General features: G+C 69.9%; 20 protein-coding genes. 3 read left to right on the forward strand and 17 right to left on the reverse strand.

Features of this window, described 5'->3' with window-relative positions:
* The first annotated feature begins 111 nt into the window (after positions 1-111).
* Positions 112-1,569: a peptidoglycan D,D-transpeptidase FtsI family protein gene (locus tag G9272_RS11630; protein WP_171396492.1), complete on the forward strand. Its 1,458-nt coding sequence runs from the start codon at positions 112-114 to the stop codon at positions 1,567-1,569.
* Positions 1,570-1,639: 70 nt separating this feature from the next.
* Here the strand turns inward: G9272_RS11630 and G9272_RS11635 are convergent, their stop codons facing one another.
* A complete protein-coding gene (locus G9272_RS11635; protein WP_171396493.1) occupies positions 1,640-3,091 on the reverse strand; it encodes an NCS2 family permease in 1,452 nt (483 codons plus the stop codon).
* 269 nt (positions 3,092-3,360) lie between these two features.
* Between G9272_RS11635 and G9272_RS11640 the strand changes: the two genes are divergently transcribed.
* Both G9272_RS11640 and G9272_RS11645 read left to right on the forward strand, forming a co-directional pair.
* The gene (locus G9272_RS11640) at positions 3,361-3,930 is read left to right on the forward strand and encodes a SigE family RNA polymerase sigma factor (RefSeq protein WP_171396494.1); all 570 of its coding nucleotides are present in this window, start codon (positions 3,361-3,363) and stop codon (positions 3,928-3,930) included.
* Positions 3,927-4,805, forward strand: a complete 879-nt coding sequence (locus tag G9272_RS11645; RefSeq protein ID WP_171396495.1) for a hypothetical protein — start codon at positions 3,927-3,929, stop codon at positions 4,803-4,805. Before G9272_RS11640 ends, G9272_RS11645 begins: the two co-directional genes overlap by 4 nt.
* A gap of 16 nt (positions 4,806-4,821) precedes the next feature.
* On the opposite strand, the gene G9272_RS11650 is transcribed toward G9272_RS11645, so the two are convergent.
* The 16 genes from G9272_RS11650 to G9272_RS11725 form a co-directional block, all read right to left on the reverse strand.
* On the reverse strand, positions 4,822-5,976 hold the full coding sequence (locus G9272_RS11650; RefSeq protein WP_171396496.1) for a right-handed parallel beta-helix repeat-containing protein: 1,155 nt from the start codon (positions 5,974-5,976) through the stop codon (positions 4,822-4,824).
* Between the two features lie 133 nt (positions 5,977-6,109).
* Positions 6,110-6,907: an HAD family acid phosphatase gene (locus G9272_RS11655; protein ID WP_171396497.1), complete on the reverse strand. Its 798-nt coding sequence runs from the start codon at positions 6,905-6,907 to the stop codon at positions 6,110-6,112.
* A gap of 129 nt (positions 6,908-7,036) precedes the next feature.
* Positions 7,037-8,149, reverse strand: coding sequence for a right-handed parallel beta-helix repeat-containing protein (locus G9272_RS11660; protein WP_171396498.1), 1,113 nt, complete (start codon positions 8,147-8,149; stop codon positions 7,037-7,039).
* Positions 8,150-8,198: 49 nt separating this feature from the next.
* Positions 8,199-9,383 (reverse strand): dienelactone hydrolase family protein, encoded by a 1,185-nt coding sequence (locus tag G9272_RS11665; RefSeq protein ID WP_171396499.1) that lies wholly within the window; start codon positions 9,381-9,383, stop codon positions 8,199-8,201.
* Positions 9,370-10,398, reverse strand: coding sequence for a pectinesterase family protein (locus G9272_RS11670; RefSeq protein ID WP_171401944.1), 1,029 nt, complete (start codon positions 10,396-10,398; stop codon positions 9,370-9,372). The genes G9272_RS11665 and G9272_RS11670 overlap by 14 nt, the downstream gene beginning before the upstream one ends.
* Before the next feature lie 4 nt (positions 10,399-10,402).
* Positions 10,403-11,557 carry a pectinesterase family protein gene (locus G9272_RS11675; RefSeq protein ID WP_171396500.1) on the reverse strand — a complete coding sequence of 385 codons (1,155 nt, stop codon included), beginning with the start codon at positions 11,555-11,557 and terminating at the stop codon, positions 10,403-10,405.
* A gap of 83 nt (positions 11,558-11,640) precedes the next feature.
* Complete coding sequence (locus tag G9272_RS11680) at positions 11,641-12,972, reverse strand: pectate lyase family protein (protein WP_171396501.1); 1,332 nt, start codon at positions 12,970-12,972, stop codon at positions 11,641-11,643.
* A 58-nt stretch (positions 12,973-13,030) separates the two neighbouring features.
* Positions 13,031-13,828, reverse strand: a complete 798-nt coding sequence (locus G9272_RS11685) for a rhamnogalacturonan acetylesterase (RefSeq protein ID WP_171396502.1) — start codon at positions 13,826-13,828, stop codon at positions 13,031-13,033.
* Positions 13,829-13,931: 103 nt separating this feature from the next.
* Positions 13,932-15,269: an ABC transporter substrate-binding protein gene (locus tag G9272_RS11690; RefSeq protein WP_171396503.1), complete on the reverse strand. Its 1,338-nt coding sequence runs from the start codon at positions 15,267-15,269 to the stop codon at positions 13,932-13,934.
* Between the two features lie 52 nt (positions 15,270-15,321).
* Complete coding sequence (locus G9272_RS11695; RefSeq protein ID WP_171396504.1) at positions 15,322-17,331, reverse strand: pectinesterase family protein; 2,010 nt, start codon at positions 17,329-17,331, stop codon at positions 15,322-15,324.
* Positions 17,332-17,364: 33 nt separating this feature from the next.
* A complete protein-coding gene (locus G9272_RS11700) occupies positions 17,365-18,882 on the reverse strand; it encodes a glycoside hydrolase family 43 protein (protein ID WP_171396505.1) in 1,518 nt (505 codons plus the stop codon).
* Complete coding sequence (locus G9272_RS11705; RefSeq protein ID WP_171396506.1) at positions 18,879-19,733, reverse strand: PmoA family protein; 855 nt, start codon at positions 19,731-19,733, stop codon at positions 18,879-18,881. The genes G9272_RS11700 and G9272_RS11705 overlap by 4 nt, the downstream gene beginning before the upstream one ends.
* Positions 19,733-20,911, reverse strand: coding sequence for a Gfo/Idh/MocA family protein (locus G9272_RS11710; RefSeq protein ID WP_171396507.1), 1,179 nt, complete (start codon positions 20,909-20,911; stop codon positions 19,733-19,735). Before G9272_RS11710 ends, G9272_RS11705 begins: the two co-directional genes overlap by 1 nt.
* Positions 20,908-22,197: a pectate lyase family protein gene (locus tag G9272_RS11715; protein ID WP_171396508.1), complete on the reverse strand. Its 1,290-nt coding sequence runs from the start codon at positions 22,195-22,197 to the stop codon at positions 20,908-20,910. Before G9272_RS11715 ends, G9272_RS11710 begins: the two co-directional genes overlap by 4 nt.
* Positions 22,194-23,093, reverse strand: coding sequence for a carbohydrate ABC transporter permease (locus G9272_RS11720; protein ID WP_171396509.1), 900 nt, complete (start codon positions 23,091-23,093; stop codon positions 22,194-22,196). The genes G9272_RS11715 and G9272_RS11720 overlap by 4 nt, the downstream gene beginning before the upstream one ends.
* Positions 23,090-24,025: a carbohydrate ABC transporter permease gene (locus tag G9272_RS11725; RefSeq protein WP_171396510.1), complete on the reverse strand. Its 936-nt coding sequence runs from the start codon at positions 24,023-24,025 to the stop codon at positions 23,090-23,092. Before G9272_RS11725 ends, G9272_RS11720 begins: the two co-directional genes overlap by 4 nt.
* Positions 24,026-24,102 lie beyond the last annotated feature (77 nt).

A 24,102-nucleotide genomic window follows, 5' to 3' on the forward strand; every position in this document is an offset into this window, starting at 1 on the left:
AACCGGCCTCAGTGAACCGGCTTCAGGTGAACCGGCCTCAGATGAACGGTCGATGAGAAATCGGGGCGGATGGGAACGATTGCCTCCGTCCCGTTCGTCTTTCTGTTCGCAATGAACAAGACGATCAGGCGCGCCTCGGTCTTCGCGCTGCTGCTGGTGTTCGCCCTGCTGCTCCGGGCGACCTGGGTGCAGTTCTACGAGGGCCAGGCACTCGCGGACGACAAGGACAACCGGCGCAACGCGATCGAGACGTACGCGGAGCCGCTCGGGAACATCATCGTGGCCGGAAAGGCGATCACCGGCTCGGCCGTCACCACGGGCGGCGACCTCAGATACAAGCGCACGTATACGAACGGCGAGCTGTACGCGGCGGTGACGGGCTACGCCTCGCAGAGCTACGCCCCCACGCAGCTGGAGGGCATCTACGCGGACCTGCTCAACGGCACGGACACCCGTCTGAAGACCGCGCTGGACACGGTCACCGACAAGCGGGCGGACCCGGGCACCGTGATCACCACGATCGACCCGGACGTGCAGAAGGCGGCGTACGACGCGCTCGGCGACAAGAAGGGCGCGGCCGTCGCGGTCGACCCGACGACCGGCCAGATCCTCGCGGTGGTGTCGACCCCGTCGTACGACCCGTCGACGCTGACCGACGCCAACACCGCCGGGACGGCCTGGAAGAAGCTCAACGCGGACTCCGACAAGCCGCTCACCAACCGGGCGCTGCGGCAGCCGCTGGCACCGGGCTCGACGTTCAAACTGGTCGTGGCGGCGGCCGCGCTGGAGGACGGGCTGTACTCGTCGGTGGACGAGAAGACCGACAGCCAGGACCCGTACACCCTGCCGGGCACGCGCACCGTCCTGAAGAACGAGAACACGTCCGCGCCCTGCGAGAACGCCACGATCCGGGTCGCGTTGCAGTACTCCTGCAACAACGTGTTCGCGCACATGGCCGTCCAGCTCGGACAGGACAAGCTGAGGGCGACGGCCGAGAAGTTCGGCTTCAACGACACCGGCCAGGACGTGCCGGTGCGGGCGTACCCGAGCGTGTACCCGTCCGACATGGACGAGTCGTCCACCGCCCTGACCGGCATCGGCCAGTTCGACGTGACCGCGACGCCGTTGCAGATGGCCATGGTGTCGGCCGCCATAGCCAACGGCGGCAAGCTCGTCTCGCCGCACATGGTCTCGCAGATCACCGACGGCGGCGGCGACGTCCTCGAGGACTACGACGAGGAGGCGTCGGCCACGCAGATCGTCAGCTCCTCCACCGCCGAGCAGCTTCAGTCGGCGATGCAGACGGTCGTCGAGAAGGGCACGGGCACGAACGCGATCATCGACGGCGTCACCGTCGGCGGCAAGACGGGCACGGCCCAGAACGGCGAGAACAACAGCAAGGCGCCGTACGCCTGGTTCACGTCGTACGGGAAGTCCGACTCCTCCGGCAAGGAGGTCGCCGTGGCGGTCGTGGTCGAGCAGTCCGACGCCGCGCGGTCCGAGGTCAGCGGGAACGGACTGGCCGCGCCGGTCGCGAAGGCGATGATGGAAGCGGCGTTGAAGAGCTGAGGTCGACTGCGCGACCGGTGGGCGGGTCCGCCGGCCGGTCGCGCAGTTCCCCGCGCCCCTTCGGGGCGCTCTACTTCACGCCGAGGATCTGCTCGATGGGGTCGATCGCGAAGTACACCACGAACAGCGCCGAGGCCCCCCACAGCAGCCAGTGGACCTCCTTCGCCTTGCCGAGCACCGTCTTGATGACGACGTACGCGAGGAAGCCCGCGCCGATGCCGTTGGTGATCGAGTAGGTGAACGGCATCACGGCGATGGTGAGGAACGCCGGGATCGCGATCTCGTACTTGTCCCAGTCGATGCTCTTGACCTGGGTCATCATCAGGAAGCCGACGGCGACCAGGGCGGGGGCGGCCGCCTGGAGCGGGACGATGGTGAGGAGCGGGGTCAGGAACAGGGCGAGCGTGAACAGTCCGCCGGTGACCAGGTTGGAGAAGCCGGTGCGCGACCCCTCGCCGACGCCGGCGGCCGACTCGATGTAGGAGGTCGCGGAGGACGACGAGGCCGCGCCGCCCGCGACGGCCGCCGCGCCGTCGATGAGCAGCACCCGGCCGAGGTTGGGCACATCGCCCTTCTCGTCCAGCAGTCCGGCCTCCGCGCTGATGCCGACGACGGTGCCCATGGTGTCGAAGAAGTCGGACAGGATCAGGGTGAAGATCAGCAGGACGACGGTGATGACGCTGGTCTCGCCGAAGGCGCCGAACAGACTGAAGTGACCGATCAGCCCGAAGTCGGGGGTGTCGACGATCTTGTCGGGCCAGGAGGGCGTGGTCAGGCCCCAGGACTTGATGTCCGCGATCGAGTTGATGACGATCGCGAGGACCGTCATCGTCACGATGCTGATCAGGATCGCGCCCTTGACCTTGCGGGCCAGCAGACCGATCGTCAGCAGCACACCGAGGCAGAAGACGAGCACCGGCCAGCCGGTGAGGGTGCCGGTGCCGCCGAGCTGCACGGGGACGGTCGTGTTCGCGACGTCGGGGATGCGGCTGACGAAGCCGGCGTCGACGAAGCCGATGAAGGCGATGAACAGGCCGATGCCGACACTGATCGCCTGCTTCAGCGGTTGCGGGATGGCGTGCATGACGGCCTCGCGCAGACCGGTCACCACCAGCACACAGATCAGCAGGCCTTCGAGCACGATGAGGCCCATCGCGTCGTCCCAGCTCATCAGCGGGGCGATCTGGAAGGCGACGACCGCGTTCAGGCCGAGGCCCGCGGCGAGGGCGAGGGGCAGGTTGCCGCCGACGCCCATGATGATCGTCATCACCGCGGCCACCAGGGCGGTGGCGGTGGTGAGTTGGACGGCGTCGAGCTGGTGCCCGAACTTGTCCTTGGCGCTGCCCAGGATGATGGGATTCAGGACAAGGATGTAGGCCATGGTGAAGAACGTGGCGAAGCCGCCGCGTATCTCCCGGCCGAAGGTGGACCCCCGCTCGGAGATCCTGAAGTACCGGTCGACGCTGTTCGCCGCGGGTGGCGCGGTACCTGGCCGGTCGGCCGTCTTCTGGGTCTCGGACATGGCTGGTGCTCCTCATTGCCTGAATGATCTGTGTGCGGATGCTGGCTGGATTGTTCCTGCGTTGAACCGTCTTCAGGTTTTCGTCGTGTTACGGAATCGGACTCCGGAGTCGTTCGGCCTGCCACATGATGTTCGAACCCCTGTACAAGAGCCAGTAGTCGATCACTGCTACGCTTCCCGATCTCGCCCCGGCCACCTCCTCGGGGCATCCCCATGTCATTCACATGACACGCACAGGCACACCAGTCGTTCCGAGAAGAGGTCAACCCGTGGGCACAGTCGTCGACGACGCCGCCTCCGTGGAATTCCATGCCTTCTTCGACCGCCACTACGCCGAACTGTCCCGTCTCGCCCACCTGCTGACCGGTGAGGCGGACGCCGCCGACGATCTCGCGGCGGACGCGCTGCTCGCGCTGTGGAACCGCTGGGACCGGGTACGCGCGGCCGACCATCCGGTGGCGTACGCCCGCGGTGTCGTCGCCAACCTCGCCCGCACCCGCATCCGCAGCGCCGTCCGGGAGCGCCGCAGGATCGCGCTGTTCTGGTCACAGCGCGAGGAGAAGACGGAGAACCCCGACATCGCGGGCGTGGTGGACGTCCAGTCGGCGCTGCGTAGACTTCCGTTCCGCAAACGGGCCTGTGTGGTGCTGCGGCACGCCTTCGACCTCTCGGAGAAGGACACGGCGCTCGCCCTGGGGGTCTCGGTGGGTACGGTGAAGAGCCAGACCTCCAAGGGGATGGCCGAGCTCCAGAAGCTGCTCGGCCCCAAGGGAGCACCGCTCAAGGTGCCCGCGATGGTGCGCACCGGTGAGGCCTCGGCCTCAGGAAGGGACCGATGACGATGCAGCGGGACGTGCACGACGAGCTGCGCGCCCGGCTGCACGGGGCGGCCGAGGCACACGAACCCGACCGGGCGCGCATCCTGGCCCGTGTCGAGCGCGGCATGGCGGGACAGGGACAGGGACTGGAACGGTCCGATCACCGGGCGAGCCGTCCGGTCCTGTGGGGCTGGGCACGGATCGTGGGCGCCACGGCCGCGGTCGCGGGCATGCTCGCGGTCGGCGGCTACGCGGTGGCGTCCGCCGTGAAGGACGACACCCCGGCGCAGCAGACGGTCTCCGTCTCCTCGCCGCCGGTGGAGTCCCCGGACGCGACGAGCCGGCCGCCGGCCTCGCCGAAGGCCACGCCGAGCTCCGGCGGCGGCGCGAAGGACCCGGCGAAGCCGAGCACCTCCCCGTCGCGGAGCTCCGCGGCGACGCCCTCCGCGCCCGCGGCCACGCTGCTGCCGGCGACGAACGACGACGAGGACGGCCCGCTGTGGTCGGACGGTTCGGTCGACCCGCACAGCAACGACTTCTGGGCACAGAGCAACATCACGATCAAGGCGTCCGAGGCGCTCACCGGACTGACCGTGCAGTTGAAGGTCGCACAGACCGGCGGGGTCTCGTCGGCGGGCGCCTGGCGCTCACTGCCCGAGGACGACTTCACGTTCTCGGTGGCCGAGCAGGACGGCTTCCTGGTCTACACCTGGGTGCTCAAGGAGGGCCGTACGGTCGCCAAGGGCGAGTGGGTGTTCGCCGGGCAGTACGACCATGACCGCGGCGGCCGCGACGCCAAGGACGACACCTACGCGGTCACGGGCCGGTCGGACCGGCAACAGGGCGCCGTGGGCGGCGACTTCGCCTCCGCCGAGGACGACGAAGGCGACTCCTGACCGCCGGGACCCGGGCCTAGTTCATCGTCGAGCCGATGGTGGTCGAGCCCGTGGTCAGGAAGGTCGTCGCGGGCAGCGAGCCGTCCGTCTTCCGGGCGCCGTACGCCGTCGTCGCGTCCGTCGAGGTGAACGCCGGCGTGGACACCCCGCTGTCCCAGCTGTTCGCCGCGGAGACCGCCCGCGAACCCAGCTTGTCCGGCCCGCCCTTGTTGCCCACCGCGAGATTCCGGGCGAGCCTGGCCTTGCCGGTGGCGAAGTAGAACCCCGCCTCGGTGTTGGCGTAGGCGGTGTTGCGGTTCAGCACGATCGCCCCGGTGTTGGAGTTCTCGGTGAACCCGTTCAGCGTGTTGTCCCAGGCCGCGTTGTTGTTCACGACATGCGCGACCGCCACGCCCCCGCCGCCCAGCTTGAAGCCGTTGCCGTTGCCCTCGAACGCGGAGTCGCTCCACCGGTTCTTGCCGTTGCCGAAGGCCCACGAGTGCTCGATGGTGACCGCCGTGGAGAACTGCCACAGGTCGAGGCCGTCGTCCGAGTTGTTGTACAGACGGGCGCCGGTGATCCTGTTGCCCGTCCCGGAGCCGAACTTGATGGCGATGCCGTCCGCGTTCTGGCCGTGTCCGGCGGCGTCGTAGTTGCCGTGACTGTCCAGGTTCTGGACGAGGTTGTTCACCGTGTTGTCGCCGCGCAGGGTGAAGCCGGAGTCGCCGTTGTTACCGGTGACCAGGTTCTTGAAGATGCCGCCGGTCGACGAGGTGACGACGAAGCCCTGGGCCGGGGAGGACTGGAAGGTGAGGTTCTGCACGGTCCAGTAGCTGCCGTAGATCCCGGCGAGCCAGGAGCCGGCGGGCAGCTTGGAGCCGTCGATCCTCACCTTCTCGGCGCCGTACGCCTGGAGCGTGATCCGGGCCGAACTCGTGCCGCTCGCCGTCGACTTGAGGGTGGCCGTCGGGTAGTACGTGCCGCCGCGGACCTGGATGACGGTGCCGGCGACCGCGTTGCGCACGGCCGACTCCAGCTGGGCGGTGGTGGAGACGGTGACCGTCGAGGAGGCGGCTTCGGCACCGCCGCGGGACAGGCCGAGGTAGACGCCGCCCGCCCCCGCCGAGACCGCCACCGCGGCGGCGATCGAGAGGGTGCGGGTCCTGCGGTGGCGTCCGGTGCTCATGCGCACGGGGCGTTCCTTTCGGTGAGGGAGTGAGAGAGGAAACGGGCCGGAGGGGCCGCCCCGGCCCGTTTCCGCACCTCAGTCGTCACCGTGACCGCAGCAGGTTGCCGCGCCACCGAAAGAGATCGAAAAAGTTGCGTCAGCTCACGTAGTACGTCGGGTTCGGCAGCTTGTACGTCCGGTCGGCGTAGCCGCCCTCGAGGTCGGAGTACTGGTCGCCGAAGTTCGCGATGATCTCGTAACCGAGGTCGCGCTCGATGTGCTTGCGGGTGCCGGACTTGTACTGGACGGTCGTGCAGGTCCAGGTGCCCGGGGTGGCGCAGCCGCTCAGGTACGACGGCGGGGTGGCCGCGTTCTTGAGGAACATGTGGTCGGCGTCGAGGTTGATGTCGGCGCCGACCTTCTTCAGGTTCTCCACGGCGGCGGAGCGCTGCGCCTCGGCGAGGCCCGAGTTGTAGAAGACCTCGACGCCCTTCTTCTCGGCGTACTGCACGAGTTCGGGGCTGCCGAACACCGCCGGGCGGTCGGCCTTGTTCACGTACGCCGCCCAAGTGGCGGAGTTGTACGTGTAGTTGTACCGCTTCTCGTAGTCGAGGCTGAGCAGCAGCGTGTCGTCGATGTCGAAGACGACCGCGGGCTTCTCGCCCTTCCTGACCGCCTTGCGGGCGGCCTGGTCGATGTACTTCTTCGCGGCCTTGTCGATGCTCGCGAGGTCCTTGGCGTACGGGCTGGTCGAAGACGCCTGGTACACGCCGTTCGCGTCCGGCGCGGTGCCGTAGTAGGTGTCGATGTCCTTCACCAGGAGCCCGATGTTGTAGGGCTCGTGGGTGGAGTTGGCCGTGGACTGGCCGGCCGTGGCCGCGCCGGCGCCGTAGAGGGCGGCGCCGGCGACGGCGCAGGCCGCGGCGACGGCCGCGATGCGCTGTGGCTTATGCATGACACGTTTTCTACGCGCGTCACGCGGCCGAGCGCGAGACCCGTTGCCCGATCGATACCCGTTCACGGGCAAAAATCGGGTCAAGCGAACGGGTCGGGCGCCCGGACGGCTCGGTGGGTACCCGGCCGGTCAGTCCATGGTCGCTCCGATGGTCGTCGAACCCGTCGTCAGGAACGTGGTCGTGGGCAGGGTGCCGCTCGAGCTGCGCGCGTTGTACGTGGAGCTCGCGTCGGTGGACCTGAAGGCGGGCGTGGAGATGCCGGAGTCCCAGTTGTTGCCGGCCGAGGTGACCGACGACCCCTTGCTCACCGAGCCACTTCCGTTGCTGACGGCCAGGTTCTTGCCGAGCTTGGCGGAGCTGGTGGCGAAGTAGTAGCCCCACTTGCTGTTGGCGTACGCGGTGGTGCGGTTGATGACAATGGCACCGGTGTTGGAGTTCTCGGTGAAACCGTTTCCGGCGTTGCCCCAGGCGGCCGAGTTGTTGACGACGTGCGCGACCACCTCGCCGTCGCCGCCCAGCTTGTAGCCGTTGCCGTCGCCCGCGAAGGCCGAGTCGGACCAGCGGTTGACGCCGTTGCCGAAGGACCAGGTGTGCTCGATGGTGACGGGCGAGGAGAAGGACCAGAAGTCGATGCCGTCGTCCGAGTTGTTGTAGAGACGGGCGCCGGTGATGAGGTTGCCGGTGCCGGAGCCGTACTTCACGGCGACGCCGTCGGCGTTCTCCCCGTGGTTGGCGGCGTCGTAATGGCCGTAGGAGTCGATGTTCCTGACGGTGTTGTTGACCGTGCCGTCCCCGGTGAGGGTGAAGCCGGAGTCGCCGCCGTTGATGGTCTTGATGTTGTTCCAGTTGGTGCCGGTGCAGGACTGGCAGACGACCGCGCTGTCCGGGGAGTTCTGGAAGGTGATGTTGGAGACGTTCCAGTAGTCGGCGGTCAGCTTGAAGATCCAGTCCCCGTCGGGCAGCGAAGAGCCGTCGATCTTCACGGTCTCCGAGCCGTACGCCGTGAGGGTGACGGGCGACGAGGAGGTGCCGTTGGCCGTGGACTGGAGGGTGGCCGTCGGGTAGTAGGTGCCGGCGCGGACCTGGATGACCGTGCCGGCGGTGGCGTTCTTGATGGCGTTGGACAGGTCGGTGGAGTTGCTGACCACCACGGTGGCGGCCTGCGCCTGGGTGGGCAGGACGGCGAGCCCGGCGCCCAGGGTGAGGGCGGCGACGGCCGTGAGAGCGGTACGACGAGACATGGAGTGCGGGTCCTTTCCGTCGTTCAGGGGGATGGGACGAGGGAGCGGTTCACAGGACGGTGTCGAGCCAGCTGAAGACCTCGTCCTGCATGCGGTCGACGAAGACATGGCCGAGGTCGGGCCAGCTCTTCAGGTGCAACCGCTCCTCGGCGTGACGGGAGCGCCAGACGCTGCGCAGCCGGTCGTGGGCCGCGCGGACGCCGTCGGCGGGGAACAGCAGGTCGAGCCCGCCGTCGAAGAACAGCATCGGCCTGGGTGCGGCGATGCTCGCCACGTCGGGGAAGTCGAGGAACCGGGGAAGCCCGGGGTGGAGCATGTAGTACGAGGACTGCCCGCGCAGGGTGTTGTTGCCGGGCACCATCATTTCCTTCAGGCCGGTCATCCAGCAGACGGCCGCCGCGGCGGCGAGGTCGTCGCTGAGCGCGGCCGCCTGCCAGGCGCGGAAGGCGCCCATGGAGAATCCGACGGCCGCGACCCGGCCCCGGTCGACCCGGTCGAGGCCGGCCAGGAATCCGGCGGCCCGGGCGTCCTCGCGGGCCATGAGTCCGGCGAGCGAGGAGCCGAGGTTGTAGAAGTTGGAGGCGAGGGCCTGCTGCTGGTCGTAGGCGAGGGGCCCTCGGTCGCCCCAGCCGAGGGCGTCCGCGCACAGCACGACATACCCCCGACGGGCCAGCTCGTCGCCGACGAACCGTCCGCTGAAGTACCGCTCCGACCAGCCCTGCGCGGAGGCGAGCCGGGTGTCGTCGTACCAGGGCCGGACCAGTTTCTCCTTCCCGATGTCGAACTTCGCCCCGTGGTCGTGCAGGAGCAGTACGGCGGGGAAGGGGCCGGGGCCGTCCGGGGTGAGGAGTGCGGCACGGACGCGTTCGTGGCGGGTGAGGGAGAGCGTCACCAACTCGCCGGTGTAGCCGTCCTGTCGGCGCCGGTCGGTGAACTCGGGGGCGTACGGGGTCCGGTCCTGCGGTCCGACGACCAGCAGCTCCTCGACCTTGGCGCGGGCGGCCCGACGCCAGGCGCGGAAGTCGCGGATCGGGGACTTTCCCCAGGCCAGGGGGAAGGTCAGCTCGGCTTTGAGCGCGGGGTGGAAGTCGGGCAGCGGCCCGTCCACGACGGCTGCCTGTCCGTCCACGGCGGCTGCCCGCGCGTCGGTGGTGGCGGCTGCCCCGGTCAGGAGCGCGGCCCCGGTGCCGGCCACGAACGCCCGCCGGCCCACCGCCGGGTCACGGGCGCCCATACGGCCTCCAGTCCCCGAGATACGTCCGCCGGGTGTGGGTGGCCGCCTCCCCGGTGGTCAGCTGCGGCCGGTTCTCCGGCACCGAGATCACCGCGCCGGGGCCGGAGTTGGCGTGTTCGCGGAAGCGCATGGTCTGCCAGGGGTAGGCGTCGCGCATGTTGGTGTACGGGGTCACCGCGTCGATGCCGGGGCCGATCCAGGTGTCCCGTACGACCAGCGAGGGCCAGGCGGTCGTCTCGTACGAGGGCACCCAGGGGCGGGCGATCTTGTACGCCGCGTCCTCGGCGCCGGAGGTGATCCGGCCGCGCAGGGCGAGGAAGCCGTAGGGGTTGGCCCGGGCGGTGGCGGGGGCGAAGACCATGCCCTTGGGGGTGAAGGTCACGTCCCGCTGGAGGGTGTGGAAGTGGCAGGCGTCGAAGACGGCCCTGCCCCGCCCGAAGACGAAGTCGACGTCTCCCTCGATGTAGCAGCGGTGGAAGTACTGCCGGTCGAAGGCGTCCAGCGCGGTGGTGTCGGCGAACAGGGTGTCCTGGTGGGCCAGGAGGCGCACGTTGTCGAAGTGCGTGCGGTCGCCGGTGACGTAGGCGGCCACCGCCTGGGTGCCGGTGATCTCCGGGTGGTCGGCGCGCAGCCAGTCGTTGGCGAGGGTGAGGTCGCGGACGGTGAGGCCGGGCGCGGCGGAGGTGAAGGTGGCGGAGCCCGCGGTGCCGTAGGTACCGGACCCGTCGGGCTTGGCGGTCCCGTTGGCGTTGTCGTACACGAGCACGGCGGCGCGCGGGTCGCGGGAGGCGCCGCGTATCGTCAACTCACCTTTTTCCGCCGGTACGTCGACGACTTCACGGTACGTACCCGGGTGCACGACGATCGTCCCGCCGGGGCCGTCGACGGCGTCCACGGCGGCCTGGAGGGAGTCGCCGGGGCGGACGTGCACGATGCGGCGGGACCGGGCGTGGGCCGGGGTCGCGGTGATCAGGGCAGCGCCCGTGATACCCGCGAGGAGGGTGCGTCGGCGCAGCATCTCAGCACTCCCCCTTCCAGGGCTCCCAGTCGCCCAGGTAGGCCCCGCGGGTCGCCGACCGGGCCTGTTCGGCGGTGAGTTGCGGGCGGTTCGCGGAGACGGTGATCCGGGCTCCCGGCCCGGTGTTGCGGTACTCGGCGAACCGCTGGTTCTGCCAGGGGAAGGAGGCCGACATGTCGGTGTACGGCGCGACGGCGTCGATCCCGGCATCCAGACGGGTGTCGCGGACGGTGAGCATCGGGCGGGCGGTGGTGTCGGAGCTGGGGACCCAGGGGCGGGCCAGCTTGTAGAAGGCGTCGGGCGCCTCGCTGCTGATCCGGCTCCGGACGACCAGGAAGCCGAGCGGGTTGGCGCCCGCCGTCGAGGGGGCGAAGACGAAGCCGTAGGGGGCCGCGGCCAGGTCGGTGCGGTTCAGGGTGCGGAAGTGGCAGTGCTCGTGGACGGCCGTCGCCCGGCCGAAGACGAAGTCGACGTCTCCCTCGACGTAGCAGTGCGCGTAGTACTGCCGGGCGAAGGTGCCGAGGGCGAGGGAGTCGGCGTACAGGGTGTCCTGGTGGCCGAGGAAACGGCAGTGGTGGAAGGCGGAGCGGTCGCCCTGGACCTTGATGGCGACGGCCTGGGTGCCGGTGATGTCGGGGTGGTCGGCGCGCAGCCAGTCGTTGGCGAAGGTGATCCAGCGGGCGGTGAAGCCGTCGGCCTGCACGGTGGTGGTGGCCGACCCGGTGGTGCCGTAGGTGCCGCCGCCGGGCTTGGCGGTGCCGGCCGCGTTGTCGTAGACGATCACGACGTCACGGGGGTCCTCGGAGGCGCCGATCCAGGTGGCCTCGGTGCGGGTGACGTCGAGGGCGACGGTCTCCCGGTAGGTGCCGGGGGCGAGGACCAGGGTCCAGCCGCTGCCGGTGGTGGCGGCGACGGCGTCCCGGACGCCGGTGAAGTCGCCCCGGCCCAGCGGGTCGACGTACAGGGTCTGCGGGGTGAGGCGGGCGGCCGGCGAGCCGTGGCGGCCGAACGGGCCGCGTCGGGCGGTCGCGGCCCGCGCGGGTGCGGTGGCGAGGCCGAGGGCGGCGACCGTGCCGGCGGTCGCCGTCAGGAATCCTCGTCTGGAGAGCGGGAGTCGGGGGTGTCGGGGATCTCGGGGGTGTCGGGGCGAGGACATGCGGGTGCTCCTTGGCAGTGCGGCTCTGCTGAGGGGGCCGGGGCGGCGACGGGTGCCGCCCGCCCCGGCCGTCGTAGGAGGGGTCAGCCCAGGCGTCCGGCGCCCGCGCCGCAGTCGACGATCCGGGGGACCGCCTTCGCCGGGTCGACCTTGGTGCGCAGGGTCGGCGTCCAGCCCGCGCCGGACTCCAGGACCTCGGCCGGGATCTCCGCGTTGTGCACGGCGATCAGGTCCGTGAGCCTGCCGTTGACGTAGTTGTCGTCGGCGGTGAGCGGCGCCACGTTCCACCGCTTCAGCACCTTGGCCGCGCTGACCCCTGCCGGCAGCGTGAACGCGTTGTGCTGGGCGACGAGTTGGGACTCCTTGCCGATGCCGAAGCTGTAGGCGAAGGAGTCGTCGCCGACGAAGTGGTTGTTGTAGGAGTCGACCTGTCCGAAGCGGACCCGGGGGGCGCGCTCGACCAGGTCGGAGAACTGGTTGTGGTGGAAGGTCACCTTCAGGTGCCCCCGGTCGCCTACGGCCGTCGACTCGCTGTCGCTGTTGCCGATGAGGATCGTCTTGTCGTGCTCGGTGAAGACGTTCCAGGAGGCGGTGACGTAGTCGGCGCCCCGCACGATGTCCAGCTCGCCGTCGTGCTGCTGGTACAGCATGCCGAAGTAGGTCGGCGCGGCGCTGTCCGGGTGCGATCCGTCGGTGAACGTGTTGTGGTCCAGCCACACGTGCGTCGAGCCGTAGACGACGGCCGTGTCGTACTCGGAGTTCCAGTTGCCGTTCGTGCCGTCGGTCGGGTCCCACTGCGGGAAGCAGTCGATGGGCGACTCGAAGGCCAGGTTCCGGATGATCACGTTGTCGACGGCCTTGATCTGAAGGCTGACGCCCTTGAATCCGGCGTTCTTCCCGATGCCGACGATGGTGGTGTTGGCGGGGATGTTCGCCTTGATGGCGGTGTCCTGGGCGGCGGCGGAGGCGCGCCGCAGTCCCTCCGGGCTGTCGGCGGGCTCGGCGCTCAGGTCGGTGTCGAGACCCCAGGTCTCGGGCGCGTACTTGGCGAGGTAGGCGTCGAAGTCGTAGCCGGGGGCGGCGAAGGCGTCACATCCCTCGGCGACGGCGTCGATGACGCCCTTCACCTTGATGATCTTCGGCGCGCTGCCGCCGGCGGCGAGGGCGGCCTTGAACTCGGTCCAGGTGGTGACGGTGTACACGTGGTCGGCGTCGGCGGCCGACCCGCCCGTGGTTCCGGTCCCGTAGGAGGCCCAGCCGTCGTTCGCGCCCAGGACCTGCCGGCCGAGGTCGCGGGACGAGGAGCGGGAGTGGGCGTCGGCCTGGGCGGACGCCGTGCCGGTGACGGACAGCACCAGCGCGGTGCACCCCACCAGGGCAGCTATGACGCGTCCATGACATATCTGTGTACGCACTGTACGGGTCTCCTCTTGTGGCGAAAGGCGTGCGGGTCCTGCGCAAGCGGTACGGGTGCTACGCGAGCGGTGCGGGCCAGGTGATCCAGGACGTGGGGATCTCGTCGTGCAGCCGGACCACGTCACGCGGCCCGAGCACCCGCGTCCGCAGCAACTCCCCCACGACGAGCCGCGCCACGGCGATCGCGCCCGGCGGATTGAAGTGCGTGTTGTCCTGCTCGGACTCGGTCCAGTTGAAGTACGTCTTCGTCTCCTCGACGCCGAGTCGCTGCCACAGCGCGAGCGACAGCGCCTGCACGTCGAGCAACGCCACCCGCTCCGCCTCGGCGAGCGCGCGCATGGCGGCCGGGTACTCGCCGTGCGTCGGCACGGCGTTCCCCTCGGCGTCGAACCTGCGGCGCTCGACGGGCGTGGCGAACACCGGCCGCGCGCCCTTCGCACGGGCGCCGTCCACGTACATCCGCAGGTAGTCCTGGTAGGTGGTCCAGGGCTCGGTGTAGCGGGTCGGATCGGTGGTCTTCTCGTCGTTGTGCGCGAACTGGACGAGGAGCAGGTCCCCCGGCCGGATCGCGGCGAGGACGGCGTCGAGCCGGCCCTCGTCGATGAAGCTCTTCGAACTGCGCCCGTTCACCGCGTGGTTGGCGACGGGCCGGTTTTTGTGCAGGAAGAAGGGGAGCGCCATGCCCCACCCGGTCTCGGGAGCGGCGTCGGAGTACTTCTGGGCGGCGGTGGAATCACCGGCGATGAAGAGCGTGCGGGGCCGACGGGCCCCGGCCTGGGCGGGCGCGGCTGCCGCCGCACCCAGCGGAACGGCGGCGAGCGCCGCCGAAGTGACCTGTCTGCGGCTGAGGGACACGAAGTGCACCTTTCAACAGAGGTTCAGGGGATTCCCTAGGGGCGCGGGGAACTGCGCGACCGGCCCCGACCGGCCGGCAGCCCCCCGCAACCGAAACCGCGAACTACGCGTGGTTCTTCTTCCAGTCGGCCTGCGCGGCGTTCAGCTGCTCGGCCAACGTGTCCAGGAAGTCCTTCGCGCTGAGCTTCCCGAGCAGCACCTTCTGGAAGTTCGGCTCGTTGTCCGCCTTGGAGATGGTGTTCCAGTCGGGCAGGTAGTAGGGCAGCTGCACGATCTTGGTGGTGGTGCCCGCCAGCGCCTCGGCGGCCAGCTTCGTCGGCTCCGACGACTGCACCCAGCTGTCCTGCGCCGCCTCGGAGTTCGCCGGCACCTGCCCCGCCGTCTCGTTCCACTTGCTGTTGGACGCGTGCGACGCGGCGAACTCGATGAACTTCCAGGCGGCGGTCTTGTTCTTGCTCGCCTTGAACAGCCCGAGCCCGTCGACCGGGTTGGACACCTGCACCCGCGTGCCGTCGTCCTGCGTCGGCGCCGGAATGCCCTTGAACTTGCCGGCCAGCGCCTTCTGGTGGTCGCCGTACGAGCCCAGGTTGTGGCTCAGCATGCCGATGGTGCCGGAGTCCCACTGGGCGACCATCTTGGTGAAGTCGTTGTTGACGTCGGCGGACGGGGTGTCCTTCTTGAACAGGCCGACGTACTTCTCCAGCGCGGCCACGTTCTTCGGGTCGTTGACCGTGGTCTTCTCGCCGTTCCAGAACTCGGTGATGCCGCTCTGCCCATAGGTGGCGTCCAGCGCCTGGGCGATGGACCCCGCGCCGCCACGGATGGTGTACCCGAACGCGTTCTTGTCCTTGTTCGTGAGCTTGTCGGCGGCCGCGTAGAACTTCGTCCAGGTCGTCGGCGCGTCGAGACCGGCCTGCTGGAACAGATCGGTCCGGTACCAGAGCGTGCCGTTGTTCGCGGAGGTCGGCACCGAGTACGTCTTGCCGTCGATGCCCGCCGCCTTGACGCCGTCCAGGAACTTCTGGTTGAGCTTGCCGTTCAGCGTGCTCTTGGAGATCCGGCTGTCCAGCGGTTCGAGGGCGCCCTGGGCCGCGACCTCGGCGAGCATCGCGGTGCCCACGCCGCCGACGTCGGGCAGACCGCCGCCCTGGATGGCGGTGTCGTACTTGGACTGGACGCTGTCGGCCGGCACACCGACGTAGTTGACCTTGATGTCGGGGTTCGCCTTCTCGAAGTCGGCGATGATCTCCTTCCAGACGTCGGTACGCACACCGCCGTTGTTGTCCCAGAAGGTGATCTCCCCCTTGCCGGAGCCCTCGCCTCCCTTGTCCCCCGCGCCGCCGCTGCCGTCGTCGCCGCAGGCGGTGGCGGTCAGCGCGAGCACGGAGCCCAGGGCGACGGCCAGGGCGGCGCGCCTGCTTCTGCGGATGCTGCTCTTCATGTGGTCGGCTCTCTTCTTCTGGATCCCAACGGAGATATGAAGTTGTGGGGGGTCAGTGGGTGGTGGCGGCACGGGCGTACGGTTCCCAGCCGTCCGCGCCTGCGAGGTAGTCGGCGACGGTGCGGGCCTCGGCGTCGGCGTCGCTCAGCTGCGGCCGGTCGGCCGAGGCCGCCGCCCCCGGCCCGTGGTTGCGGTACTCCGCGAACCGGGCGTCCCGCCACGAGAACCCGCTCATGTCGGTCCACGGCGAGGACTTGACCGCCGCCGGCAGCTCGGTGTCGCGGATCAGCACCTGCGCGACCGCAGCCGGCTCCCCGCCCGGGTGCCACGGGCGCCCCAGGTGGAAGGACTGCTCCGGCGCGTCGCTGACGACCTTCGACCGGGTGATCAGGAACCCGTGGGGATTGCCCGTCCATGTGGAAGCGGCCGTCAGATAGCCGTTGTCGGTGGTCGACCCCCGGCTCAGCAACCGGATCACCGACCGCTCGATCACGGTGGTGGCCCGCCCGTAGACGAAGTCGACGTCGCCCTCGATGTAGGAGTCACGGACGTACACCCGGCTGACGGCCGTCAGCTTGGGGCTGTCGGTCATCAACGTGTCCTGGTTGCCCAGGAAGGCGGTGTTCTCGAAGACGATCCGGTCTCCGGTGGTCTTCATGGCGAGGGCCTGCTCGCCGTTCAGTTCGACCGCGGCCTCGTCGAAGTCGTTGCTGAAGGTGAGGTTGCGGGCGGTGACGTCGTTCGCGGCGATCCTGACCGTGGCACTCCCCGTCGAACCCCCGTACGCGGCGGGCGTGTCGTAGACGATGACGGTGTCCGAGCGATCGTGCCCGGTCCCCCGCAACAGGATGTTCGGCTTGGTGGCGGGGATGAGGACCTTCTCGCGGTACGTGCCCGGCGCGACGGCGATGGTGACGTCGTCGGAGTTCCCGTCGGGCACGGCGTCGACGGCGGCCTGGACGGTCGGGTAGTCGCCCGGTACGTGCAGCGCGACCGCGTCACCGATCTGCTTCTGCGGCCCGGAGAACCGGGTGACCAGCGCGGGAACGGCGGCCGCGGGATCCAGCCGGTAGGTGTAGAAGTCCCGCGGGTCGAAGGCCGTACCCCACGCGTCGGTGCGCCCGCTCGTGTTCCGCAGGATCGACCCGCGCTGCACCAGCTCGGCGGTGGCGTCGGCCTGGTAGGGATGCTGGATCCCGTCGAAGTAACTGTTCTCGATGACCATCTTCGTGTGGCCGCGCGACCAGTTCCCGTACGTCCACACCGGGTCCCCGTCGGCCACCTGAGCCGAGAGGTAGTTGTTGTAGAGGTGGGCGTACGCGCAGTTGTCCGCGGAGGGGTTGCGCTGCTTGGTGCCCGTGAACCAGTTGTGGTCGATGGTGATCTGGGTCAGGACGTTGGTCGTCCAGCCGATGCCGAACGCCTTGTTGTGGTCGTCGAACCGGTTGGCGGAGACGGTGATGTACTGGCTGTCCTTGCGGATGTCGAGCAGCCCGTCGCCCATGTGTGTGAAGCGGTTGTGGTCGATCCACACGTGGTCGACGGTGTCCATCTGGATCGCGTCGAAGTCGGTCGTCTTGCCGTCCCAGTCGCCCTCGACGTACGAGTCCCGGATCGTCAGATTGCGGATGATCACGTTGTGCGTACCGGGGTTCAGGTGCAGCTCCCCGTGCACGATCTCGCCGGTGTCGCCGGCGCCGATGATCGTCTTGTTCGAGGTCACGACGATGTCGGAGCCGAAGGGCTCGACGGCCACGGCGCCCTTGACCCGGATGACGTACGGCTCCTCGGCCGCCGCGTATCTCGCGAGCGAGGCCTGGTCGGTGACGGTGACGACCCTGCCGCCGGCGCCTCCGGTGGTGCCGCCGGCGAGCGAGGCGAAGCCGTGGGCCCGGTCGGTCCAGGGCGAAGCCGAGGAGGCCGGGGCGACGGCGGCCGTCCCCGGTTCGACGGCGGCCTTCGCCTGCCCCGCGGCACCGAGGCCGAGAGCGGCCAACAGGCCGGCGACGGCCGCCAGGACCACACCCGGTCTCGGCAAGCGCTTGCTAGGGAAGTGCGTCATTGCGGCTCCCAACAGGCGTACGGAAGTGATGAGTCAGAGCGGTCGGAGCGGGCTGATCCGGAACTCGCCGAACGTGGCCGCTCCCGCGTGCCCGGTTCCGGTGGGCGCGAGCGCGAAGAGGCCGAGCAGGGCACCGACCCAGCGCCAGGGCGTGGCGGCGAACACGGGACCCGACCAGCGCATGCCGTCACCGGTGTCGTACGCGAAACGGCAACGTGCTCCGGTGCCGATCTCGATCCGCAGACGCGCCCGTCCCCGGGGGGCGAGCCGCGGGTGGGCGGCGTCCCGTTCCCGATCGGCGACCGGTTCGGCGAACCGGTGCACGAGGTGGACGGCCCCGTCCGTACCTCGCTGGAGCCCTATCCAGCCGAAGGCGTCCCCGAGGACCGCGAGCCCGGCGCGGGCTCCCGGCTCCTCGCTGTGCAGCTCCAGCTCCACCTCCACGGCCGACGGGAGCCCGGGCAGCCGTTGCGTGAGGATGCTCGGCAGCCTGCGCAGGTCGTGCGCGTCGGCCGTCCGCACGCAGGTCAGGCGCAGTCCGTCGGCGGAGTGCTGGGTGGCGAGGCCGTCCTGCGGGTTGGCCGTCCACGACCACTGGCGGCCGAAGCGCCCGCCGGGGAAGTCGTCGTCGGTGGCGGGTGCGGCGGGCGGTCCCGCGGGCAGGTCGGGCCGCCGGTGCTCCGCCACCGGGGCGCCCTCGTCGCCGATCACCGGCCAGGTGTCCGCACCCCAGCGCATCGGCTGGAGGTGGACGACACGGCCGTACGCGCCGCGCTGCTGGAAGTGAAGGAACCAGTCCTCGCCGGACCGGGTGCGCACCCACCCGCCCTGGTGCGGGCCGTTGACCTCGGTGTCCCGCTGCTCCAGGACGATCCGTTCCTCGTACGGGCCGAAGAAGTCCCGGGACCGGAAGGCACCCTGCCAGCCGGTCTCCACTCCCCCGGCGGGCGCGAAAATCCAGAACCAGCCGTCGTGCCGGTAGAGCTTCGGCCCTTCGAGGGTGAACCAGCCGGGTATCCGGTCCCCGTCGACGATCACCTTGCCCTCGTCGAGGACGGCCGTCCCCTCGGGGTGCATCCGGTGGCCGGTGAGCCGGTTCTTGACGCCCGCGCGGGACTTGGCCCAGGCGTGGACCAGATAGGCCTCGCCGGTCTCGTCGTCCCAGAGGGGACAGGGGTCGATGAGCCCCTTGCCCTCCTTCACCAGGTACGGGCGGGACCAAGGCCCCCTGATCTGCGGGGCGTTGACCTGGAAGATGCCCTGGTCGGGGTCGCCCCAGAAGATCCAGAAGCGGTCGTCGTGGTGCCTCAGGGAGGGCGCCCACACCCCGCAGTCGTGCCGCGGAGACCTGAACTCGCCCGCCGGTTCGAGGCGTTCGAGGGCGTGGCCGATCAGCGTCCAGTTGACCAGGTCGCGTGAGTGCAGCAGGGGCAGGCCGGGGGCGCGGCCGAAGCTGGAGGCGGTGAGGTAGAAGTCGTCGCCGACCCGCACGACGTCCGGGTCGGACCAGTCGGCGTTCAGGACGGGGTTGGTGTACGTCTCGTACGTCACTGGCTGACCGCCTTCCGTACCAGTGCCGCCGCCTCGCCCCGGTCCGGGCGGCCGTCGGCGACGACGGTGACGATCCGGCGTACGGCCGTCTCGCCGGGCGGAATCCGCAGCCTCTCCTCCGAGGCCAGCGAGGAGCCGACGCCCGGGTACTCGCCGGTGCGGACGAACCAGGGGTCTCGGCGGGTGGCGGCGGTGGCCCCGGCGAAGACGAGCGTCCAGCCGGCGCCGGCCAGGGCGAGCCAGTCGGCGCGGGCGCCGTGGACGGACGCCTCGCCCTCCGTGCCGGCGGTGAAGACCTCGGGGGCCGCGTCCTCCTTCCGGGCCCGCCAGAAGAAGCCGCCGTAGGCCGCTCCGGGGCGCCCGTTCGTCGCCGGGCTGCCGATGGACAGCGGGCCGGAGGTGACGTTGGTCAGGGAGAAGGTGAAGTCCAGCGCCCAGGCGGTGTCGGTGAGTTCGGTGGCCGCGACCGTACGGCGCTCGCGCAGCAGCTCCGTTCCCGAGGCGACCCAGCGCAGCTCCTCCACGAAGCCGTCCGGGTCGCGGAGCTGGAAGGAGCTGTGCCGCTGGGCACCGTGGTTGTCGAGCTCGGTCGGGCCCAGGTCACGGACGTAGGTGCGTCCGCCCCAGAAGTTGTGCCCCTCGACGTCGGGTACGGCTACACCGACGCCGAGGTGGTGTGTGTGGTCGGCCGGGCTCAGTTCGGTGACCGCCGTGCCGGCCAGGGTGGTGACGGGGTGCAGATAGGGCCGCGGGGAGAGCCGGGCGGGCAGCTCGGGCCTGGTGACGTAGCGGGCGACCGGGCGGCCGGCGACTCGCAGGACGACCGGTGCGTCGGGTGCGGTTGCGGTCATCAGGGGCTCACCTCTTTCGGATGCGCGGTCGTGAACGCCCAGGGGGCGCCCAGTTCGGAGTAGAGGGCGAGGGTGTCGGCGGCGGCCGCGACGAGGCCGTCGATGCCGGGGACGACCCGCCGCTCCTCGTCGGGCAGCAGGCGCCAGGCGTCGTCGGGCACCCGCACCGGGTCGGGGGCGACCCGGATCGCCTCGACGACCCGCATGAACGACTCGGTCACGGCGGGCGGGACCAGCAGTTCCGTTCCGTCGGTGAGGTGCTCGACGAGGTTCTCCAGCAGATCGGTGCGACCGTACTCGAACTCCTCGGGGCCGTGGCCGGCCCGCTGGAGCAGGACCCGGTCCTGCTTGTACCAGTAGGTGATCCGGCCGCGGTCGCCGTGCACGATGACGTACGGGTCGTCGGGGTCCTCGGCGCACAGCGTGGCCGCGACGACGATCTCGCGGCCGTCGACCGTGGTGACGCGGACACAGGAGGTGTCGTCGGACTCGATGGCGTTGGCGTGCGCCAGCTCGGTCTCGATGCCGGTGACATCGGTGGCGCGGGTGGCGCCGGCCAGCGCGAGGGCGGTGGCGACGGCGTGCGCGAGCGGGTTGGTGAGCGCCCCGTCGATCACGTCGACGCCGTTCAGCCGTCGCCTGCCCGCCCAGGGCGCCCGCCGGTAGTACGCCTCGGGCCGGGCCCAGGCCCCGGCACCGCCGACCCCGGAGATCTCGCCGATCACCCCGTCGTCGATCAGCTCGCGGATCGCGGGCACGGCGTGCGAGCCCAGCGACTGGAAGCCGATCTGGCAGACCACTCCCGCCTCGGCGACCCCGTCCGCCATCCGGCGGAACTCCGCGTAGGAGGGCGCGGGCGGCTTCTCCAGGAGCAGGTGCACACCCTTGCGCGCCGCGATCAGGGCCAGGTCGGTGTGGGTGGGGATCGGGGTGCAGATGACGGCGATCCGGGCGCCGGTCGTGTCCAGCAGCGCGCCGAAGTCGGCGGACTGCTCGGGCGTGCCGAGGCCCTCGGGGATCTCCACCGGGGTCAGCGGGGTCAGCTCGCAGACGCCCGCCAGGCGGACGATGCCCTTGTCCTGGAGCCGGCGGATGTTGTCCAGGTGCCAGCGGCCGTGGCCGCGCGCGCCCGCGAGGACGATCGGGACCGGGCTGCTCATCGGTTCGGCGGTGCTCATGGGATCCTCCCTGCGCCCGCGCCGCGTGCCACCTCGCGGTCGGCCACCGCGGCGCTGTCGATCTTTCCGTGCAGGGTAGGCGTCCAGCCGACGTCCGCCGTGAGGTCGCGCTCGCTGCCGCTGTTGTAGGCGTTGTGGATCGCGAGGAGGTCCACGGGCCAGCCGTTGAAGAGGGTGCCGCTCTGGTGCAGGGCGGTGCCGTTCCAGCTCTTGACCAGGTCGGCGATCTCCACGTGGCCGGGGGTGTGGAAGGCGTTGTTCTCGGCGTACACGGCCGACTCGGTCGACACACCCAGCGAGTAGCGGTACTCGGCGCCCTCGGGGACGACGTACCGGTTGTCGTAGACGTGCACCTGCCCGAAGCGGACGCGCGGCGCGCGCTGTACGACGGACTCGAACTGGTTGTGGTGCAGCGTGACCCGGAGCTTCCCGCGGTCGCCGGTGGCCGTGTCGCCGCTGCCGATGAGCATTGCCTTGTCGTGTCCCGCGAACCGGCTCCAGGAGACGGTGATCAGGTCGGAGCCGTTGGTGATGTCCAGCAGTCCGTCGTGGCGCAGGTAGTTGCGGGCGAACCAGGTGGGCTCGGCGGAGTCGGGGTGGCCCTGGTCGGAGGCGGTGACGTGGTCGACCCAGACGTGTGTCGCGCCGGTCAGCCAGATGTTGTCGTACGCCGTCTTCCAGTCGCCGAGGCCGCCGGTGTTGGGCTGCCAGACGGGGAAGCAGTCGTAGGCGTCGCGCAGGTCGAGGTTGCGGAGGATGACGTTGTCCGCGTTCTTCACCTGGAGGCTTGCGCCCTTGAGGCCGGCTCCCTCGCCGAGGCCGACGATGGTGGTGTGGGAGCCGACGGGGAGGACGATCCGCTCGGCCTGCGCGGCCGCCGACGCCTGGCGGGCCTCCTCCTGCGCGCCGCTCGGCTTGGCGGCGCCCCAGGTGCGCGGGTCGTAGGCGGCCAGGTACTTCTTCAGGCCGTAGCCGTCGGTGGCGTAGTCGGCGCAGTCCAGGTGGTCGCCGTCGTCGTCGGTGTTGGCGTCGATCGTCCCGGCGATCTTGATGATCTTCGGGGTGTCGCTGCCGCCGTCGAGGGCGCGGACGAGTCCGGCGCGGTCGGTGACGGTGGTGACGTGTGCGTCGTCGGCGGCCGCGCCTCCGGTGGTGCCGGTGCCGTAGGCCGCCCAGCCGTCGTCGGCGGCGAGGGTGTCACGGGAGATGTCCCGGGCCTCGGCCTGCGCGGGGACGCAGAGCAGCCCCAACGCGGCCGCTACCACCGTGATCTGACGGAGTCTCATCCCTTCACCGCCCCCGCGCTGAAGCCGGTGATCAGCCACTTCTGGATGAAGGCGAAGACGAGCACCACGGGGACGGCGGCGATGATGCCGCCCGCGGCCAGCGCGCCCAGGTCGACGCTGTCCGCGCTCATCAGGGTGTTGAGGCCGACGGGGATCGTCTGCTTGGTCTGGTCGGACAGGAACATCAGGGCGAACAGGAAGTGGTTCCAGGCGTGCACGAAGGCGAAGGAACCGACGGCGATCAACCCGGGCCGCAGCAGGGGAAGGACGACGATCCGGAAGGCGGTGAGCCGGTTGCACCCGTCGACCCAGGCGGCCTCCTCCAGGGAGTACGGCACGTTCCGGATGAAGCCACTGATCAGGATCATCGACAGCGGCAGCTGGAAGACCGTCTCGGCGATGATGACGCTGCCGAGCGAGTTGATCATCTTGAGCTCGGCGAAGATCTGGAAGAGCGGCACGAGAAGCAGCGCGCCCGGCACGAACTGCGTGCACAGCAGGGCGAGCATGAAGCCGCGTTTGATCTTGAAGTCGAAGCGGGCGAGGGCGTAGCCGCCGGCCAGGGCGACGCCGGTGGTGAGCAGCAGGGTCGCCACGCCGGTGAGCACGCTGTTCTGGAAGTAGACGGCGAAGTCCCGCTCGTTCCAGACCTTCTCGAAGTGCTCGAAGGTCATCGGCCAGGGCACGAGCGAGGTCGAGCCGGCCGGGCGCAGCGCGAAGAGGAGGATCCAGTAGAAGGGGACGAGGGTGAAGACCAGGTAGATCCCCAGCGGGATGTAGATCTGCCAGCGGGGGGCCTCGTCCCAGGCACGCTTGTGCCGGGACGGGCGCCGGTCGGGCGCGCCGGTCACGCGCACGGGGACGGGTGTGACCTCGGTGGCCTCCTTGGTGATCACTTGTCGCCTCCTCCGAACTTGCTCAGCCGCAGATAGACCATCGAGCAGAAGAGCAGGATCACGAACGCGACCGTGGTGAGGGCGGACGCGTAGCCGAAGTTGTGTGCGTCGACGCTGGTGTTGGCGATGTAGAGCGGGAGGGTGGTGGTCTCCCCCGCCGGGCCGCCGCCGGTGAGCGTGTAGAGCAGGTCGACGTTGTTGAACTCCCACACCGCGCGCAGCAGCGTGGACAGGACGATGGCGTCCTTCAGGTGGGGCAGGGTGATGTGCCAGAACTGCTTGATCCGGCTCGCGCCGTCGACCTCGGCGGCCTCGTACAGGTCCTTGGAGACGGACTGGAGGTCGGCGAGGATGAGGATCGCGAAGAAGGGGACACCGCGCCACAGGTCGGCGACGATCGCCGCCGGGAAGACGGTGGAGGTGTCCGACAGCCAGCTGGTGCCGTACTCGCCGATTCCCATGTCCGCGAGGTAACGGGTGATGCCGGTCTGGGAGTTGTAGAGCAGCACCCAGATCGCGGAGGTCAGTACCCCGGAGACGGCCCACGGCGAGAAGACCAGCGCCCGGCCGAGCGAGCGCCCCACGAAGGTCTGGTTGACGATCAGCGCGAGCGCCAGGCCGAACAGCAGCTGGAGGCCGACCTCGACGAAGACCCACTTGGCGCTGAAGGTCAGCGTGTCCCAGAACTGCGGGTCGTCGGTGAAGGCGTGGACGAAGTTGTCGAAGCCCGCGAAGCCGTTCCGCCACGGTTTGGTGGGGTTGTAGTTCTGGAGGCTGTAGTAGAAGACGCTGATGACCGGGTAGGCGATGAAGCCCAGCATCAGCAGGGCCGCCGGCGCGATCAGCAGGTACGGCAGTCTGCGGGGCGTGGCGGAGGCACGGCGCCGCCGGGGTGGCGCGGGCGGCTTCGCCACGGCTGCGGCTTGGGCCATGACTGTTCTCCGTTCTCGGTGTACGTCGTGCGGGAAGCGCTTTCTCTCCGTGCGCGGTGCGTTCTTGGCCGTGCCGG

Origin of the sequence: Streptomyces asoensis (assembly GCF_013085465.1) — a bacterium.
GTDB lineage: Bacteria > Actinomycetota > Actinomycetes > Streptomycetales > Streptomycetaceae > Streptomyces > Streptomyces cacaoi_A.